Annotated in this window: 9 protein-coding genes, 2 tRNA genes and 1 other RNA gene; 8 read left to right on the forward strand and 4 right to left on the reverse strand. The window is 66.8% G+C overall.

All coding sequences use genetic code 11. The features are described from left to right. Positions 1-125: 125 nt before the first annotated feature. Positions 126-216 (forward strand) — tRNA-Ser (locus N5E02_RS08830). A gap of 511 nt (positions 217-727) precedes the next feature. Then, positions 728-1,132 carry a DUF6165 family protein gene (locus N5E02_RS08835; RefSeq protein ID WP_005415482.1) on the forward strand — a complete coding sequence of 135 codons (405 nt, stop codon included), beginning with the start codon at positions 728-730 and terminating at the stop codon, positions 1,130-1,132. An 18-nt stretch (positions 1,133-1,150) separates the two neighbouring features. Here N5E02_RS08835 and N5E02_RS08840 read toward each other — a convergent pair whose 3' ends face one another. Then, the gene (locus N5E02_RS08840) at positions 1,151-2,197 is read right to left on the reverse strand and encodes a glycosyltransferase family 9 protein (protein ID WP_005415483.1); all 1,047 of its coding nucleotides are present in this window, start codon (positions 2,195-2,197) and stop codon (positions 1,151-1,153) included. Positions 2,198-2,217: 20 nt separating this feature from the next. On the opposite strand from N5E02_RS08840, the gene N5E02_RS08845 reads away from it, so the two are divergent. Next, positions 2,218-2,967 (forward strand): 3-deoxy-D-manno-octulosonic acid kinase, encoded by a 750-nt coding sequence (locus N5E02_RS08845; RefSeq protein ID WP_005415484.1) that lies wholly within the window; start codon positions 2,218-2,220, stop codon positions 2,965-2,967. Beyond that, a complete protein-coding gene (locus tag N5E02_RS08850; protein WP_005415485.1) occupies positions 2,967-3,734 on the forward strand; it encodes an MBL fold metallo-hydrolase in 768 nt (255 codons plus the stop codon). The genes N5E02_RS08845 and N5E02_RS08850 overlap by 1 nt, the downstream gene beginning before the upstream one ends. Positions 3,735-3,882: 148 nt before the next feature. Here N5E02_RS08850 and ffs read toward each other — a convergent pair. Next, positions 3,883-3,979, reverse strand: an RNA gene (gene ffs, locus N5E02_RS08855) — signal recognition particle sRNA small type. A 300-nt stretch (positions 3,980-4,279) separates the two neighbouring features. On the opposite strand from ffs, the gene sugE reads away from it, so the two are divergent. Then, positions 4,280-4,597 carry a quaternary ammonium compound efflux SMR transporter SugE gene (gene sugE / locus N5E02_RS08860; protein ID WP_005415486.1) on the forward strand — a complete coding sequence of 106 codons (318 nt, stop codon included), beginning with the start codon at positions 4,280-4,282 and terminating at the stop codon, positions 4,595-4,597. Between the two features lie 358 nt (positions 4,598-4,955). Then, a complete protein-coding gene (locus tag N5E02_RS08865) occupies positions 4,956-15,845 on the forward strand; it encodes an autotransporter-associated beta strand repeat-containing protein (RefSeq protein WP_279946187.1) in 10,890 nt (3,629 codons plus the stop codon). A 57-nt stretch (positions 15,846-15,902) separates the two neighbouring features. Here N5E02_RS08865 and N5E02_RS08870 read toward each other — a convergent pair whose 3' ends face one another. Further along, positions 15,903-16,346: a GNAT family N-acetyltransferase gene (locus N5E02_RS08870; protein WP_005415487.1), complete on the reverse strand. Its 444-nt coding sequence runs from the start codon at positions 16,344-16,346 to the stop codon at positions 15,903-15,905. A 350-nt stretch (positions 16,347-16,696) separates the two neighbouring features. Between N5E02_RS08870 and N5E02_RS08875 the strand changes: the two genes are divergently transcribed. Beyond that, the gene (locus N5E02_RS08875; RefSeq protein ID WP_065197187.1) at positions 16,697-17,071 is read left to right on the forward strand and encodes a DUF3592 domain-containing protein; all 375 of its coding nucleotides are present in this window, start codon (positions 16,697-16,699) and stop codon (positions 17,069-17,071) included. A gap of 332 nt (positions 17,072-17,403) precedes the next feature. Here N5E02_RS08875 and N5E02_RS08880 read toward each other — a convergent pair. Next, a tRNA-Ser gene (locus N5E02_RS08880) sits at positions 17,404-17,496 on the reverse strand. 143 nt (positions 17,497-17,639) lie between these two features. On the opposite strand from N5E02_RS08880, the gene dnaX reads away from it, so the two are divergent. Continuing rightward, positions 17,640-18,774, forward strand: a 1,135-nt coding sequence (gene dnaX / locus N5E02_RS08885; protein ID WP_279946188.1) for a DNA polymerase III subunit gamma/tau, incomplete at its 3' end; no start/stop codon positions are given.

An 18,774-nucleotide genomic window follows, 5' to 3' on the forward strand; every position in this document is an offset into this window, starting at 1 on the left:
TCGGGGGGCTGCAGGCATCCGGCAAGGCATGCACTCAGGAAATTTTCACTTCGTTGACCGGAATGACTTGTCGCCGGCCTCACTTCCTCGTATGATGCGCGTCCCCGGTCCGCCGGGGACCACCCGGAGAGGTGGCAGAGTGGTTGAATGTACCTGACTCGAAATCAGGCAGGCGTTTATAGCGCCTCGGGGGTTCGAATCCCCCCCTCTCCGCCAGATAAAGAAAAAGGGCTGCCGAAAGGCGGCCCTTTTTCTTTATCTGGCGCGGGACGCGACGCGCTTTGCGCGTCGCCCCAAACGTTGCCGTGCAACGTTCGGGCCCCTCCCTTTGCCGGCCTCTCCCCGCCCCTGTCGGGGCAGCCCCTCAACAGAGGGGCTTGTTTCTCCAGATGCATCCGTAGATCCACGTCATGCGTGGATGGACAGCGCGAGTTGCGCTGTAGTGACCATGTCCTGATCTGGCGCGGGACGCGACGCGCTTTGCGCGTCTCCCCAAACGTTGCCGTGCAACGTTCGGGCCCCTCCCTTTGCCGGCCTCTCCCTGCCCCTGTCGGGGCAGCCCCTCAACAGAGGGGCTTGTTCCAGCAGATGCATCAGTAAATCCACGCCATGGGTGGATGCACTTGCTGCAGGGCTGGACCATCCACGCGCGGCGTGGCTCTACCTGAACTGTCCCATCGCCAGTCGCGGGTTAAACTGCACACATCACTTGCTGGAGCTTTCCCCGATGACCGCTGAAATCCTCGTCCCCGTTTCTTTCGGCGAGCTGCTGGACAAGATCTCGATCCTGCAGATCAAGTCCGAGCGCATCAGCGACGAGGGCAAGCTGGCCAATGTGCGCAGGGAGCTGTCGGCGCTGGAGCAGACCTGGATGGCACACCCGGCTGCGGTGAAGGACATCGCCAAGCTGCGTGCCGAGCTGAAGGCGGTCAACGAGCAGCTGTGGGACATCGAGGACGACATCCGCCTGAAGGAGAAGGCGCAGGCGTTCGACCAGGGCTTCATCGACCTGGCGCGCAGTGTCTACCTGCGCAACGACGAGCGCGCGCGCATCAAGAAGGCGATCAACCTGGCGCTGGGTTCGGCGTACGTGGAAGAGAAGTCCTATCAGGATTACGCGCAGCGCACGTGATCCCGGGCAGTCCGCCGCTCACCCCAGATGGTCGGCGACGTAGCGTTCGAAGGCGGCGATACCGTCTTCGACGGTAATCAGTTCCATTACATCGTCGAACTCGATCTTGGTGCCCCACTTCAGATCGGTGGCCTGCTTGGCCAGGTACTTGCGCGCTGCGTCGTCGTAGCGGTCCACGCAGTAGCGGCGGTCCGAGTACGGGCCGCTGCGGTCCGGATTGCTGGCCGCATGCAGCCCCAGTACTTTGGTGCCCATTGCGTTGGCGATGTGCATCGGGCCCGAGTCCGGGGTCATCACCAGATTGGCGCGGGCCAGCAGGGCAGGCAGCTGCTTCAACGTGTCCTTGCCGACCAGGTCCAATGCAGGCGTCTGCAGCTGCGCCTGGATCGCATCGGCCATGTGGCGCTCCAGTTCGCTGCGGCCACCGCACAGCACCACCCGCCAGCCGCGCTGGACGGCATGGTTGGCCACCGCGGCGTAGCGGTCGGCGTACCAGTTGCGGCGCACGTGGCTGGAACAGGGCGAGATCATCAGCACCGGGCGGCCATCGTCCTGCCACTGCGCGGCGGCCCACTCGAAGGCGGACGGCGGCACGGCCAGATCCCAGCTGACTTCGGTCTGGCGCAGGCCCAGCGGCTCGCAGAAGCTGCCGATGGCATCCAGCACGTGGATGCCGGGGCGATCGGGAATACGCTCGTTGATGAAGAGCCCGTGCAGGTCCTTGGAGCGGCTGCGGTCGTATCCGATGCGGCGCTCGGCCGGAATGAAGGCCGACAGCAGGTTGGCGCGGAACGCGACCTGCATCTGCAACAGCGCTTCAAAGCGCCCCGGTGGCAGGTGCCTGCGCAGTTCCTTGACCCCGGCCATGCCGCTCTTCTTGTCGTAGGCATGGAAGGTGACGCCGGGCAGCCCGTCGAGCAGCTTGTGGCCGGCTTTGTCGATGATCCAGTGGATCGGCGTGTCCGGGCGTGCGGCCTGCAGGGTGCGCACCAGGGGCACCACGTGGGTGACATCGCCAAGTGCGGACAGGCGCAGGAGGCACAAGGAGGAGGACGCTGATGCCATGTGTTGTTAGACTCAATGAAATGGTCGCATTCGACGCCAATGAAGCGCTGACGCCATGCCGCGAGGGTCGCGGCATCGGGGCCATTCTGTTCGACCGCGAGCGGCTGCGGCAAGCCGATATTGGCCTGTTCTCGCCCCAGCACTGGGGCAGCAAGGCCCGCCCGGTGGGCGAGGGCGGCCGCGGCAGCGCCTGGTTCGTCGATGCGCCGTTCGGTGCCAGCGTGCTGCGCCACTACCTGCGCGGCGGCATGGCGGCCCGGATCAGCCACGACCAGTACCTCTGGCGCGGCTCGGACCGGACCCGCAGCTTCGCCGAATTCCGCCTGATGCGCGCGCTGCGCGAGAAGAAGCTGCCAGTGCCACGGCCGATCGCCGCGTTCTACATGCGTGAAGGCCTGCGCTACCGGGCGGCGATCCTGATGGAACGGATCGAGGACGTGCGCTCGCTGGCCGACCGCGCACTGGTTGCGGGCCGGGGCGCGCCCTGGGAAGAGACCGGGCGGCTGATCGCCCGTTTCCACCGTGCCGGCCTGGACCATGCCGACCTCAACGCGCACAACATCCTGTTCGATGGCAGTGGCCATGGCTGGCTGATCGATTTCGACCGTGGGGTGATCCGCATCCCGGCCACCGGCTGGCGCGAACGCAACCTCAAGCGGTTGCTGCGTTCGCTGGTCAAGCTGCGCGGCGAGCGCAGCGTGGAAGATGTGCAGAAGGACTACGCACGGCTGCGCCGTGCCTATGACATGGCGTGGAACCGGGGCACCTGATGGACTGGTCGTTGCGTTTCCTCGGCGTCGGCAATGCGTCGGCGGTCGAGCTGGGATCGCCGATGTCGGTGATCGAGCGCGGTGGTCGCCCGTGGCTGACCATCGATTGCGGCGGTGAAGGCCTCACCGCGTTCAAGGCGCACTACGGGCACATGCCGCAGGCGCTGTTCGTCACCCATGTGCACCTGGACCATGTGGCCGGCTTCGAGCGCCTGTTCGTGGACACTTTCTTCAATGCGCACCGGCGCGGCAAGGTGCGCCTGTACGTGCCTGCCACGGTGGTGCCGCTGCTGCACAAGCGCATTGCTGACTATCCGAACGTGTTGGCCGAGGGCGGTGCGAACTTCTGGGATGCCTTCCACCTGATCGTGGTGGGCGAGGCGTTCTGGCATGAGGGGATGCGCCTGGAGGTGTTTCCGGTGCGCCATCACTGGCCGGAGACGGCCTATGGCCTGCGCCTGCAGGGCGCGCTGACCTGGAGCGGCGATACCCGGCCGATTCCGGAGATGCTGGCGCGCTACGCCAACGACAACGAGCTGATCGCCCACGACTGCGGCCTGCATGGCAACCCGTCACACACGGGCGTGGACGACCTGGAGCGTGAGTACAGCATCGAACTGCAGGCGCGGATGATGCTCTACCACTACGCCAGCGTGGCCGATGGCCAAGCGCTGGCCGTGCGCGGGCACCGCGTGGCGCAGCCGGGGCAGTGCGTGCCGCTGGCCGACCCGACCGCGCCGCACGTACTGGTGCAGGATCCGCCGTGAGCAGGACCGGCCAGCCCGCTGATACGGCGCGGGCTGCCGAACTGGAGGCGCTGGAGCGAGCGCTGCAGTAGCGATGGGCCATGCCCGGCGAGGGGCGCCAACCAGGGTTGGCAGCTGCCAGGGCCGGGTGTCGCCAGAAAAGGCGATGGCCCCGCCGGCTGACCTCGGCGCCCGCGTCGATCGATACCGTTGCTGCCTTCCGGCCCTGGCGGGGTTTTCGACCTAGCGTCGCGAGGGGCCGACGGGGCCACCATAGAGACGTTGGCCGCCCCGAGGGCGGCCAGTTCACGGATCAGGGGAAGCAGCGCGCGATGCGCCGGAGACCACAGCCGGACCGCACATCGGCTAGCCGATGGCAGGCGCTCATTCTAGCGCAGGCGGGTGCGTCGATGCCAGCTTCACGCACTGAATCGGCTGTAACCCGTTCCCGGCCACGGCGGCCGGGCGTGGCTCCCGTTGCTAGAATGCCGGCCAGGAGGAACGACCTCCCCCACATCGGGAATCAAAGACCAGGACGGCCTGGCCCTACCAAGAGGAGGGCCGTCATGGCCTGGATCTATCTATTGTTTGCCGGCCTGCTGGAAATCGTCTGGGCCGTGTCCATGAAGCAGTCCGAAGGCTTCACCCGTCTCACCCCCACCGTGGTCACCATCATCGGCATGATCGCCAGCTTCTGGCTGTTGGCGGTGGCCATGCGCAGCCTGCCGCTGGGCACCGCCTATACGATCTGGACCGGCATCGGCGCGGTCGGCGCGTTCGTGGTCGGCATCGTGTTCCTGGGGGAGCAGGTCAGCCCGATGCGGATCGGTGCAGCGGTGCTGATTGTTTCCGGCCTGGTGCTGATGAAACTCTCCAGCAGCTGAATTTATTTACTCATGGCGGGGAATGGATTCTCCGCCACATGCAGCGATATGCATTTTCGGCAAAACCATTCTGGCTGCCTATTTTATTTGACGTGCGTCATGAAAATAACGCGCGCGATTCACATGCCGCTGGCACGGCCGGTCGCACAGTGCCGCCATTCGTCGGGCGAAATCGGGGAGTTTTCGTCCTGGTGGACACGCTGACGTACCTGTCCCGGGGTGCGATCACGTGAAGATGTGAAGATTTTCAGGAGTTAATGCCTTCAGGCCTTGTTCCCGTATCGGGAGCAGGGGTGGACCGCATTGTCTCGAAAAACCTGCCAGCTGTGCCATCCGGTCTTTTCATGGAGATTTGCCGATGAACCGCATTTACCGTCTGGTTTTCAATCGCGCCCTTGGGGTAATGCAGGTTGCTTCGGAGGTCACCCGGAATCCCGGCGGAAGCGCGGTCGGCGCAGGGCGGGTGCCGCGATTGCGGGCGCACCAGCTGGCGGCGGCACTGGCCGCCACACTGGCCAGCGGATCGGCATTCGCGGCGTGTACGGGCACCACGACCGTAAACTGCGACAGCACCACCAACATCAACAACTACTCCAACGCGACCAGCGGCCTCACGCTGAACATTGCCGCGGGTGCGTTGCTGCGTACGCCGCCGTTCGTAGGTGGAGGCAACGCAGCAACGCTGACCGGCGACAACGTGACGGTCAACAACAATGGCACGATCGATCCGAGCTCGATCGTCCTTGCCTCGCCCGGCCTGGTCATCGGCAATGGTTCTGCCAACAACAGCGCGATCGTCGTCAACAACAACGCCAGCGGACAGATCAAGGGTGTCGTCAACATCGCAACGCTGCTGGGCTTCGGTGGACAGGCGCTGGTGGCGCAGAATGTCAACGGCACCACCACCATCAACAACGCCGGCCTGATCAGCACGTCGTTGATCGGCACAGGCAGCGTTTCCGACGCGACCACGGTGGTGGCCTACGGTGGTGCGGCAGCCAATGTGACCAACACCGGCACCATCGACGGGCGTGTTGGCCTGGGCGCTTCTGGCGGTAATACGTTCCTCAATGCGGGGGCGGTCAGTGGCAGCGTTCACCTGGGTGATTCAACCGGCGGCAACACCTTCACCGCAGTGTCGGGTTCCAGCGTTGTGACCGGTGGCGGCAGCGCTGTTGCCGGCGTGATTACCGGTGTTACCGGGGTGAAGGTTGCGGCTGCGGGATCGGTCGACGCCGGTACCGGCAGTGGTGCGGCCAACAACACGCTGGTGTTGCAGAACGTCGTCAGCGGTCCGGGGGCCGGCACCGGCGGAGCGGTGACCACACTGGGCTGGAACCAGTACCTCAACTTCCAGAGGCTCACCGTCAACAGCGGTACCTGGAACCTGCAGGGCGCATGGGGCGGATCCGGCCCGACGACGCTCAATGATGGCCTGGTCAATTTCAACAACGCCGGTTCATTCGGCACAGGGCTGTTCACGGCCAACGGCGGTGCCATCGCCTCCTCCACGGCCGGTCTGAATCTGACCAATGCGTTCAACCTCGGCGGCAATCTGTCCCTGGCCGGGACCAATGCGTTCGGCCTGAATGGCGTGCTTTCAGGCGCAGGCGGGCTGACGGTCAGCAACACCGGCATCGTTACTCTCGGCGGCGCAAACCTGTTCTCCGGTGGCGTCAACCTCAATGCCGGCGGCCTGCTGCTGGGCAATGCCGGTGCACTCGGCAGCGGCAACCTGACCGTCGGTGGCAGCGCCTCGCTGGATACGACGGCGGGCTTCACCCTGGGCAACAACCTGGTGGTCAATGGCGGGGGCTCGCTGAACCTGCTGGGCAGCAATGCGCTGACATTGAGTGGCTCGATATCCGGTGCCGGCAACGTGACCAAGAACGGTGCCGGCACGCTGACCTTGAACGGTGCCAATTCGCTGAGCGGCAGCTTCAACCTGGCCGGGGGCGCCTTGGCGCTGGGCGCGGGCGGCAGCCTGTCGCCCACCGGTGCGATCTCGCTGGACATTGGCACCAGCCTGGATCTTTCGGCGGCGGCCAACCAGACCATCGGCTCGCTGGCCGGCCTCGGCGGTTCGGTCAACCTCGGCAGCCACACCCTGACCCTGGGCGGGCTGGGCAATACCAGCTACAGCGGCACGTTCGCCGCAGGCACCGGCGGCCTGATCAAGCTCGGCACCGGTGTGCAGACCCTGTCGGGCGTCAACAGCCTCACGGGCGGTGTTGCGCTCAACGCCGGTGGCTTGTTGCTGGGCAATGCCGCCGCGCTGGGCAGCGGTACGCTCTCTGTCGGCGGCAACACTACCTTCGACGGCACCACGGCGCTGGCGCTGACCAATGCTGTCAGCCTCGGATCGGGTGCCAGCCTGAATCTGCTTGGCGGGCAGGCGCTGACGTTCAACGGGGTGATCAGCGGCGCGGGTGGCCTGATCAAGGATGGTGCATCGTCACTGACCCTCAACGGCGCCAATACATTCGGCGGCGGTCTGGCGCTCAACGCCGGCAGCCTGGTGCTGGGCAACGGCGGTGCACTGGGAACCGGCGCACTGAACGTCGGCGGCGCGGTATCGCTCGACGCCAGCACCGGACTCACCGTGGGCAATGGCATCACACTGGGCGCCGGTGGTTCGCTCAATGTGCTGGGCTCGAACGCGTTGACGCTGGGGGGTGTCATTGGCGGGAGCGGCAGCCTGGTCAAGAACGGCGCTGCCACGCTGACGTTGGGCGGCGCGAACACGTTCACGGGTGGGCTGGCAGTAAATGCCGGAACGGTGGCATTGGCCAGTGGTGGCAGCCTGGCGGCGACCGGCGCGGTCAGCCTGGCCGGCGCTGGCAGCGCACTGGATATCGCGCTGGGTGGCAACCAGACCATCGGTGCATTGTCCGGTGTGGCGGGCAGCACCCTGGCGCTGGGCAGCAGCACGCTCACCTTCGGTGATGCCACCAACCAGACCTTCGCCGGCGTGATCGGCGGCACCGGTGGGCTGATCAAGCAGGGTACCGGCGTGCAGACGCTGACCGGTGCCAATACCTTCAGCGGTGGGGTGAATCTTGCGGCCGGTGGCCTGGTGCTGGGCAACGCCGGTGCGCTGGGAAGCGGTGCGCTGACGGTCAGTGGCAACGGCTCGCTGGACGCCACTGCGGCGCTGAACCTGGGCAATGCGATCAACCTCGGCGCGGCCCTGACCCTGCCGGGCAGCCAGGACCTGACCCTGGGCGGCAACATCACTGGCACCGGCAGCCTGGTCAAGAATGGCGCGTCGACACTGACCTTGAACGGCACCAACACTTTCAGCGGTGGACTGAACGCAGACGCCGGCAGCCTGCTGCTGGGCAACAGCGGCGCGCTCGGTACTGGAGTACTGGGCATCGGCGGCAACGTCACGCTCGATGGCAGCGCCCCGTTGAGCCTGACCAACAATGTTGACCTGGGCGCGGGTGCGGCGCTGTCGTTGCCGGGCTCGCAGGCGATCACGCTGGGTGGCGTGGTGTCCGGTACCGGCAGGCTGGTGAAGAACGGTGCCAGCACGTTGACCCTCAACGGCGCCAACAGCTTCGGTGGTGGGCTCACCGTCAACGGCGGCGGCGTGTTCCTGGGGAACGCCGGCGCACTGGGCACCGGTGCACTGTCGGTGGGCGCCACTGCCACGCTGGACAGTTCAGCAGCGCTGAACCTCGCCAACAACGTCAACCTCGGGGCAGGCGCGGCGCTGGATCTGCTGGGCAGCCAGGACGTGTCACTGGGCGGTCTCATCAGTGGCACTGGCAGCCTGGTCAAGAATGGTACGGCCACGCTGGCGTTGAATGGACCCAACACCTTCAGCGGGGGGGTCGGCCTCAACGCGGGCCTGCTGCAGCTGGGCAATGCGCAGGCCCTGGGTACCGGCCAGCTGGACGTGGGCGGTAACGCTTCGCTGGATGCAACGTCTGCACTCACCGTAGGCAACCTCATCGGCCTGGCCGCCGGTGCGAATCTGTCCGTGCTGGGCGGCAATGACCTGACGCTCACCGGTCCGGTATTCGGTGCCGGTGGGCTGATCAAGGACGGCGCGGCCCGCCTCACCCTGTCCGGCGCCAACCTCTACACCGGTGGCACCACCATCAACGCCGGCACGCTGGCGCTGGGGGCGGGCGGCAGTCTTGCCGCGGCCGGCGCGGTGGATCTTGCGGGTGCCGGTGCGACGCTGGACATCTCCGCAGCCGGTGCGGCGCAGACCATCGGCGCGCTGAACGGCGTGGCAGGCAGCCAGCTGGTGCTGGGCGCGCAGTCGTTGACCTTTGGCGGCGCCAGCAGTGGCAGCTTTGCCGGCGTGATCGATGGTACCGGCGGTCTGATCAAGACAGGCGCGGGCGTACAGACGCTGTCCGGTGCCAATACTTTCAGTGGTGGCCTTGCACTCAACGACGGTGGCCTGATTCTCGGCAACGCCAGCGCACTCGGTACCGGTGCACTGGGCATTGGTGGCACGACCACGCTGGACAGCACCGTGGCGCTGAACCTGGCCAACGCAGTGAACTTCGGTGCCGGTACGCAGCTGACGCTGGGTGGCAGCAACGATCTCACCCTCGGTGGTGTGGTGGCCGGCAATGGCAGCCTGATCAAGAACGGTGCGGGCCTGCTGACCCTCAACAACACCAATACCTTCAGTGGCGGCCTGACCTTGAACGGCGGTGGCCTGGTGGTCGGTGCGAATGATGCGCTCGGTACCGGCGCGCTGGCGGTGAATGCCAGCACCACGCTGGACACGGGCGCGGCAGTGACACTCGGCAATGCGGTCACGCTGGGCTCGGGCGTCGTACTGACGTTGCCGGGCAGCAATGCGCTGACGCTGTCGGGCGTGGTCGGCGGCAATGGCAGCCTGGTCAAGAATGGTGCCACCACGCTGACGCTGTCCGGTGCCAACACCTACAGCGGCGGTACCACCATCAATGCCGGCACGCTGGCGCTGGGCGCGGGCGGCAGCCTTGCTGCAGCGGGTGATGTCACGTTGGGTGCAGGCGCTGGCTTTGATATTTCCGGTGCCGGCAGCAGCCAGACCATCGGCGCGCTCAACGGTGCGGGTGGCAGCACCCTGGCGCTGGGCGGCAATTCGCTCACCTTCGGTACGGCCGGCAACGCCGCGTTCGATGGCGTGATCAGTGGCGGCGGCGGTCTGATCAAGGCAGGCCCGGGCGTACAGACGCTGTCCGGTGCCAACACGTTTGGCGGCGGCGTAACGCTCAACGCGGGCGGACTGGTGCTTGGCAATGATGCAGCGTTGGGCACCGGCGCATTGACTGTTGGTGGTGCCGCCACGCTGGATACCACCGGCCTGGCAACGTTGGCCAACAACATCGCGCTCAACGCCGGGCTGACCGTGCTCGGGACCAATGCACTGACGCTCAACGGCGTCCTGTCCGGGGCCGGCAGCCTCACCAAGAATGGCAGCGCGACGCTGACCTTGAACGGCGCCAACACCTATACCGGTGGCACCAACATCAACGCCGGCACGCTGGCGCTGGGCGCCGGTGCCAGCCTGGCGGCGAGCGGTACCGTGAACCTCGCCACCGGTGCCACGCTGGACCTGTCTGCCGGCAGCGGCACGCAGCAGTTCGGCACCCTGGTCGGCAATGGTACGGTGAACCTCGGCGCCAATTCGATCGAGGTCGGTGGCGCCACCAATGGCACCTTCAGTGGCTCGATCGCAGGCACGGGTGCCCTGACCAAGGTCGGTGCGGGCATCGAGACGCTCACCGGTGCCAACACCTACACCGGCGGCACCTTCATCAATGCCGGCACGCTGGCGATTGGTCCGGGCGGCAGCCTGGCCGCGACCGGCGCGGTGACGCTGAGCGCTGCAGGCACCGGCTTCGATATCTCCACCGCAGGGGCCGGCCAGACCATCGGGTCGTTGAACGGCGTGGCCGGCTCGACGGTGAGCCTGGGGGCACAGACGCTGACACTCGGTGGCGTGGGCAACAGCCTCTTCGATGGCGCGATTTCCGGCACCGGTGGCCTGGTCAAGAATGGCGCCGGCATCCTCACGCTGGGTGGCGCCAATCTGTTCAGCGGTGGCGTTGCACTGAACGGCGGTGGCCTGGTGGTCGGCAACAACGCTGCGCTCGGCAGCGGTGCGTTGACGGTCGGAAGCAACGCGACGCTGGATGCAACGACCGGCGTCAGCCTTGCCAACAACATCGGGCTGGCAGCGGGTGCCAGCCTCGATCTGCTCGGCAGCCAGGCGCTGACACTGGGGGGCGTGATTTCCGGCACGGGCGGGCTGATCAAGGACGGTGCGTCCACCGTAACCCTGAGCGGTGCCAACACCTACACCGGGGGGACCACCATCAACAGCGGCACACTGGCAATCGGTGCCGGTGGCAGCCTCGCCGCAACCGGCGCGGTGAACCTGGCCGGTGCGGGCACGCTCGACATCTCCGCGGGTAACCAGGCCATCGGTTCGCTGGCCGGCGTGGCGGGCAGCACGGTGGCGCTGGGTGGCAGCACGCTGACCCTGGGCGGCACCGTGGACAGCACCTTCAGCGGTGTGATCGGCGGCAGTGGCGGCCTGATCAAGAACGGTGCGGGCGTGCAGACGCTCAATGGTGCCAACACCTTCAGCGGTGGCGTGGCGCTCAACGCCGGTGGCCTGGTGGTCGGCAACAATGCTGCGCTGGGCACCGGTACGGTGACGGTCGGAGGCGCTGCGACGCTCGATTCGAACACTGCGGTCATCCTCGGCAACAACTTCATCCTCAACAACGCGTTGACCGTCCTGGGCAGCAACAACCTCACCCTCAACGGCAACCTGAGTGGTACCGGCAGCCTGACCAAGGAGGGTGCCGCGACGCTGACCTTGAACGGCACCAACACCTACACCGGCGGCACCAACATCAACGCTGGTACGCTGGCACTGGGTGCGGGCGCGAGCCTGCACGCCAGTGGCATCGTCAACCTGGCCTCGGGGGCGACCTTCGATCTGTCGGCAGGCAGCGGCACGCAGCAGTTCGGCACCCTGATCGGCAACGGCACGGTGAATCTGGGCGCCAACACGCTGACGATCGGAGACGCCACCAATGGCACGTTCAGTGGCTCGGTGGCCGGCTCCGGTGGGCTGATCAAGGAAGGCTCCGGTACCCAGACGTTGACCGGCACCAACACCTTCACCGGTGGCACCACCATCAATGCCGGCACGCTGGCGATCGGCGCCGGTGGCAGCCTCGCTGCGACGGGTGCGGTGAACCTGGCCAACGCCGGTACCACCTTCGACATCAGTGCGGGGGGCGCGCAGGCGATCGGTTCGCTTGCAGGCGTGGCAGGCTCTTCAGTGGCGTTGGGTGGCAGCACGCTGACCCTCAATGGCGTGGGCAATACCACTTTCGCCGGCACCATCGGAGGTGCAGGGGGGCTGGTAAAGAACGGCGCAGGCATCCAGGGCTTGACTGGCGTCAACGTCTTCACGGGCGGCGTGACCCTCAATGCCGGTGGCCTGCTACTGGGCAACGACGGTTCGCTGGGAACCGGTGCGCTGACCGTAGGCGGCAACGCCAGCCTGGATGGCACCAGCGTGTTGACGCTGGCCAACACCGTGCAGCTGGCCAGCGGCACGCTGACTCTGGGCGGCAGCAACGCACTGACCTTGAACGGCCCGATCAGCGGCGCTGGCGGCCTGCTGAAGGATGGCGCGGCGACGGTCACCCTCGGCGGTGCGAGTACCTATACCGGTGCCACCACCATCAACAGTGGCACGCTGGCGGTGGCGGCCGGTGGCAGCCTGTCCGGTGCCAGCACGGTCAACCTGGCCGGTGCCGGTACGCTGGATATCAGTGCCGGTGGCAGCCAGAGCATCGGAGGCCTCGCTGGCGTGACCGGTTCCAGCGTGGTGCTGGGCGGTGCAACCCTGACTACCGGCGGCAACAACGCCAGCACCACGTTCGCCGGCGTGCTCAGTGGCACCGGCGGCCTGGTGCAGAGCGGTACCGGCACGCTGACCCTGAGCGGCGACAACACCTATACCGGAGGCACCACCATCAACGGTGGCAGTACGCTGCAGATCGGCAACGGCGGCAGCACCGGTTCGGTGCTGGGCGACATCACCAACAACGGCAGCCTGGTCTACAACCTGGGTACGACGGCCACCGTGGGCGCGGTGGTCAGCGGCAGTGGCAGCCTGACCCAGGCCGGCAGCGGCACGCTGGTGCTGACCGGCAACAACACCTACACCGGCGGTACCACCATCAATGCCGGTGGCACATTGCAGATCGGCAACGGCGGTGCGGCCGGCGCGATCGTCGGCGACATCACCAACAACGGTGCGCTGGTATCCAACGTGGCCGGCAACACCACGCTCGGTGGCACCATCAGCGGCAGTGGCGGCCTGACCCAGGCCGGCAGCGGCACGCTGACCCTGACCGGCAACAACACCTATACCGGCGGCACCACCATCAATGCCGGTGGCACGTTGCAGGTGGGCAATGGCGGTGCGACCGGCGCGATCACCGGCAACGTTGCCAACAACGGCAGCCTGGTGTTCGACGTTGCGGGCAACACCACGGTCGGCGGTGCGATCAGCGGCAGTGGTGGCCTGACCCAGGCCGGTAGCGGTGTGCTGACCCTGGTGGGCAACAATACCTACACCGGCGGGACCACCATCAATACCGGCGGCACGCTGCAGGTGGGCAACGGCGGCGCGACCGGCGCCATCGCTGGCGACATCACCAACAATGGCGCGTTGATTTCCAACGTGGCCGGCAACACCGCGCTGGGCGGCACCATCAGTGGCAGCGGCGGCCTGACCCAGGCGGGCAGCGGTACGCTGCTGCTGACCGGGACCAACACCTATACCGGCGGCACGACCATCAACGCCGGCAGTACGCTGCAGCTGGGCAATGGCGGGGCAACGGGCTCAATCGTCGGTGATGTCACCAACAACGGCACGCTGGTGTCCAACCTGGCGGGCGATACCACGCTGGGCGGCACCATCAGCGGCAGTGGCGGCCTGACCCAGGCCGGCAGCGGTACGCTGACCTTGACCGGCAACAACACCTATACCGGCCCGACCACCATCAACACGGGTGGCACGCTGCAGGTGGGTAATGGCGGCGCCACCGGTGCGATCGGCGGCAGCGTCACCAATAACGGCAGCCTGGTGTTCAACGTGGGCGGCAACACCACCGTCGGCGGCGCCATCAGCGGCAGCGGTGGCCTGACCCAGGCGGGCACCGGTACCGTGATCCTGGCCGGCAACAACACCTACACCGGCGGCACCACCATCAACACCGGCGGCACGCTGCAGGTCGGCGATGGTGGCGCCAGTGGTGCGATCACCGGTAATGTCAGCAACAACGGCAGCCTGGTGTTCAACGTCGGCGGCAACACCACGGTGGGCGGCACCATCAGCGGCAGTGGCGGCCTGACCCAGGCCGGCACCGGCACCCTCACGCTGACCGGCAACAACACCTACACCGGGGGTACCACCATCAATGCCGGCGGCACCGTGCAGGTCGGCAATGGTGGAGCCAGCGGCGCGATCACCGGCAACATCACCAACAACGGTGGCCTGGTCATCAATACCGGTGGCACCACCACGCTTGGCGGCAGCATCACCGGCGGTGGCAGCATCGTGCAGGCCGGCCCGGGCACGCTGAATCTGGGCGGCAACAGTGGTGGCTTCAGCGGCACCGGCCAGGTCACCGGCGGCGGCCTGAATGTCACCGGCAACATCGGCGGACAGTGGACCATCGGCAGCGGCACGACCCTGTCCGGCACCGGCACCATCGGGGGTACCGGCGGTGGCGTGACGGTGTCCAGCGGCGGCGTGCTGTCGCCGGGCAATGGCGCGGGCAATGGCGGTGGTGCAGGCAACGGCACCGGCACGATCACGGTGGGCGGCAATCTGAACCTGTCACCGGGCAGCACGCTGGGCATCGACCTGGGCGCCACCGGCAGCGACACGGTGCAGGTGGGCGGCAGCGCGAATGTGGGCGGCAGCACCGTGCGGGTGAATACCATTTCGCCGAGCACCAGCTACCAGCAGGGCCAGCAGTACACGGTGGTCAATGCGGGCGGTGGCGTGAGTGGGCAGTTCGCCTCGGCAACCTCGCCGTCGGCCTTCCTGACCATCACCCCGGTCTACACCGCCAACACGGCCAACCTGCAGATCGACGTGGCACAGACCGCAGCGTTCACCACCGTGGCCAACACGCGCAACCAGTACAACACCGCCGCGGCGCTGGACAGCCTGCCGCAGAGTGGCGCGGCCCTGGGCCTGTACAACACGGTGCTGATGTATGACGCCGGCACTGCGCGCAGCGCATTCGAACAGCTCTCCGGTGAAGTGCACGCGGCCAGCCGCGCGGTGCTGCTGTACGACAACTACCTGGAAGAAGGCATCCGCCAGCGACTCGGCAGCGAGTTGCCGACCGTGCGTGGCGAGCGCGCTTCGGCCTGGCTGGCCGGCAGTGGCAAGGTGTTCAGGCAGGATGGTGACGGCAATGGCGATGAGATCCGCGCCAATCGCAATGCGCTGATGGCCGGTGTCGACTGGCAGCTGGGCGAGCATGTGGTGCTGGGTGCAGCGGCCGGCAACGAACGGCTGGATACGCGGCTGTATGATCGCAGCTCGCGGGCCCGCCTGCGTGGCAACACGTTCGGCCTGTATGCACAGGGACAGTGGAACAACGGCTTTGCGGTGGGTGGCAGCGTGTCGCGCGGTGACTACCGCACGCGCGCCACGCGTGAAGTGCCGTTGTTGGGCCAGACCCTGTACAGCCGCCAGGATTCCGATGTGACCATCGCCCAGGTGGAAGGCAGCTGGACATGGACCCACGGCAGGACCCAGCTGCAGCCCTATGTGCAGTTCACCAAGCACTGGGTCGACAGCGATCGTGCGGTGGAGCAGGGCGGCAGCGCGGCACTGGTGCTGGAAGGCGGCAAGGACACGCTCAATGTCAGCACCGTGGGCGTGCGTGGGCGCTGGGACGTGGGCAGCGGCGAGCGCTTCCCGGCGCAGCTGACGGTCGGCCTGGGTTGGCAGCATGCGTCGGGGGATACCGATGTGGCCAGCCGCAACCGCTTTGCGGTCGGTGGCGATGCATTCGATGTCTACAGCGCGGTGATGGCACGCAATGCCCTGGTCAGCCAGGTGGGCGTGGCGGTCGGCCTCGGCCGCAACAGCCAGCTGTCGATGTTCGTACAGGGCCAGCATGGCGATGGCCGCCGCGATGTGGGTGGGCAGATCAACCTGCGCGTCGGGTTCTGAGCAGGGGATGCCTGCGGTAGATCCACGCCCTTCGTGGATGGCACCGGGGCGGGAGCGCTAGAGCTCCCGCTCCATCTCAACGGCGTCGATCCCGGCGCCATGCCCATCGGGCACGATGCGCGTCACCTGGAAACCCAGGCCGGCATAGAAGCCCTGGGTGTGCTGGCTGGTGCTGAGCGCGATGCGGTCGATCGACGGATCGCTTTCAGCCTGGTGCAGGCGCGCGAGTGCCAGTTCGCGGCCCAGTCCCTGGCGGTGCAGCGCGCGCTGCACCATGCCCCAGCAGAAGCCGGCGCTGCCGTCGCTACGGCGCGAGAGGCCGCCACAGGCGACGACGTTTCCATCGCGCTCGATCACCTGGAATGCACAGTCCGTGGCCTGTTCGCGCAGGAAGCATTCAAAGTCGCTGCGCTCTTCGGGCGCGAAGTAGGTGGGTACGTTGCTGTCGAAAATCGACAGGCAGGCGCTGGCATCGGCGGGGCGGTAGAGGCGGAGATTCATGGGAAATGCCATGGAGTTGCCCGGCTGCATTTCAACCGTCCAGACGTTGGGAGGGGGCGAAACGTTCAAGGGTACATGGAGCGATGCCAATCCCTTTACAGGTGACGTCTCCCCACTCGAATGAGCGTGCGGAATGCAGGCGCCTGTACCAGGCGGGTGCGTCGGTGGCGGGCAATGGCGAGGCGCATCCGGTGGCGATGGCGTGCAGTGGGGCGCAGTGGCTTCTGGGCTATGCTTTCCACACGTGGGACTGACCGCGCGGCAGGATCCGCCGGCCGCATTCGTCTTCCCGCCTGCAACGGAGCTGCCCAGCGATGCCCGACCCTTCTTTTTTCCGGACTGCCCAGCTCATGCGCGGTCTGCTGTTTGGCGTGGTGGGTCTGTTGATCCTTGCTGTGGCCGCCTTCGAGGTGACACATCGTCTTGAGTTCCTGGCGGTCGCGCAGGCCGTTGATGGCCAGGTCGAGCGCCTGAACGCCGGCGGATCGCATCCGCAGGTCGCGTTCACCACCGCGACCGGCCAACGCGTCTCGTATCCGCAGGGCGGCATGATCTTCGGCTATGAGACTGGGCAGCCGGTACGCGTGCTGTACGACCCGGCGCAACCGCGGCTGGATCCGGTCCTGGACACGTTCGGTGCGCTGTGGGGAATGGCGGTCGTGTGGGTGCTGCTGGGGCTGGCGTTCGTCGGCGCCTGCGTGCGGGGACTGCTCCGGCGCAGATGACCTGCGGCGGATCGCGCGCCGTCGGCGGGCGGGCCGTTGGACCGGCCACGACGGCAGGCCCTGTTCAGTCCGGTAGTACCTGCGACGATTCCCGCCAGCCAAACAAAAAAGCCGCCCACTGGGCGGCTTCTTCATTTATCTGGCGGAGAGAGGGGGATTGTCGGGTGCATCCCTGCACCCGATCCCGATGCGCGTTGCGCCCCGGGACCAGCCTGCGGCTGTCCGGTTCTGCTCCTGCAGAACCGTCGAACCCCGGCGGGGCTTCTCACCACCCATCCCATCCGCCAGACAAACGCAAAGGGCCACCCTGTGGGCGGCCCTTTGCGTTTGTCTGGCGGAGAGAGGGGGATTCGAACCCCCGAAGCGCGGTTTAGACGCTTACACACTTTCCAGGCGTGCTCCTTCAACCACTCGGACACCTCTCCGGATCCTGCCATCGGCAAACGCCTCAGCAGGGGCGCAGATTCTAGCGGGCGGCGCGGCCGGACACAAGCACCCCGGCCAGGCAACACATACGGGGTCGATGTTGGCGAAGGGGCTGGACAGGCATGGCACAATGGAACTTCCGATGGAAAACGGTGGCCTGATGTCCTATCTCGTCCTTGCCCGCAAGTGGCGTCCGAAGCGTTTTGCCGAGCTGGTGGGCCAGGAACACGTGGTCCGTGCGCTCAGCAATGCGTTGGACAGCGGCCGTGTCCACCACGCGTTCCTGTTCACCGGTACCCGTGGCGTGGGCAAGACCACCATCGCGCGCATCTTCGCCAAGTCGCTCAACTGCGAGCAGGGCACCAGTGCCGACCCGTGCGGCCAGTGCGCCGCCTGCCTGGACATCGACGCCGGTCGCTACATCGACCTGCTGGAAATCGACGCCGCGTCCAACACCGGCGTGGACGACGTGCGCGAGGTGATCGAGAACGCGCAGTACATGCCTTCGCGCGGCAAATACAAGGTCTACCTGATCGACGAAGTGCACATGCTGTCCAAGGCGGCGTTCAACGCACTGCTGAAGACGCTGGAAGAGCCGCCGGAGCACGTGAAGTTCCTGCTGGCCACCACCGACCCGCAGAAGCTGCCGGTCACCGTGCTCAGCCGCTGCCTGCAGTTCAATCTCAAGCGCCTGGACGAAGACCAGATCCAGGGCCAGATGACCCGCATCCTGGCGGCGGAAGAGATCGAGGCCGACGGCAGCGCCATCGTGCAGTTGGCCAAGGCCGCTGACGGCAGCCTGCGTGACGGCCTGTCACTGCTGGACCAGGCGATCGCCTATGCCGGCGGCGCGCTGCGCGAGGATGTGGTGCGCACCATGCTGGGCACTGTGGATCGCACCCAGGTGGCGGCGATGCTCGATGCGCTGGCCGAGGGCGATGGCCCGCGCCTGCTGCAGGTGGTGGCCGCGTTGGCCGAATTCTCGCCGGACTGGAGTGGCGTGCTGGAAGCGCTCGCCGAAGGCCTGCACCGCATCCAGGTGCAGCAGCTGGTGCCGGGTGCCGCCGTCGCGGAAGGCCTGGATGTCGCATCATTCGCCGAGCGCCTGCGCCCGGAAGTGGTGCAGCTCTGGTACCAGATGGCCCTGAATGGTCGACGCGACCTGCCGTTGGCGCCGAGCCCGCGCGCCGGCTTTGAAATGGCGGTGCTGCGCATGCTGGCGTTCCGCCCGGCCGCAGCGGTACCGCCGGTGCCGAAGGCCGTCGACGGTGCGGTGG

This window comes from Stenotrophomonas sp. GD03777 (genome assembly GCF_029842485.1).
Lineage (GTDB): Bacteria > Pseudomonadota > Gammaproteobacteria > Xanthomonadales > Xanthomonadaceae > Stenotrophomonas > Stenotrophomonas sepilia.

What these genes read in the sequence shown, in the direction of transcription:
- N5E02_RS08835 (WP_005415482.1), top strand. Translation starts at nt 728, where the DNA reads ATGACCGCTGAAATCCTCGTCCCCGTTTCTTTCGGCGAGCTGCTGGAC.
- N5E02_RS08870 (WP_005415487.1), bottom strand. Translation starts at nt 16,346, where the DNA reads ATGAATCTCCGCCTCTACCGCCCCGCCGATGCCAGCGCCTGCCTGTCG.
- N5E02_RS08875 (WP_065197187.1), top strand. Translation starts at nt 16,697, where the DNA reads ATGCGCGGTCTGCTGTTTGGCGTGGTGGGTCTGTTGATCCTTGCTGTG.
- sugE (WP_005415486.1), top strand. Translation starts at nt 4,280, where the DNA reads ATGGCCTGGATCTATCTATTGTTTGCCGGCCTGCTGGAAATCGTCTGG.
- N5E02_RS08840 (WP_005415483.1), bottom strand. Translation starts at nt 2,197, where the DNA reads ATGGCATCAGCGTCCTCCTCCTTGTGCCTCCTGCGCCTGTCCGCACTT.
- N5E02_RS08845 (WP_005415484.1), top strand. Translation starts at nt 2,218, where the DNA reads ATGGTCGCATTCGACGCCAATGAAGCGCTGACGCCATGCCGCGAGGGT.
- N5E02_RS08850 (WP_005415485.1), top strand. Translation starts at nt 2,967, where the DNA reads ATGGACTGGTCGTTGCGTTTCCTCGGCGTCGGCAATGCGTCGGCGGTC.
- N5E02_RS08865 (WP_279946187.1), top strand. Translation starts at nt 4,956, where the DNA reads ATGAACCGCATTTACCGTCTGGTTTTCAATCGCGCCCTTGGGGTAATG.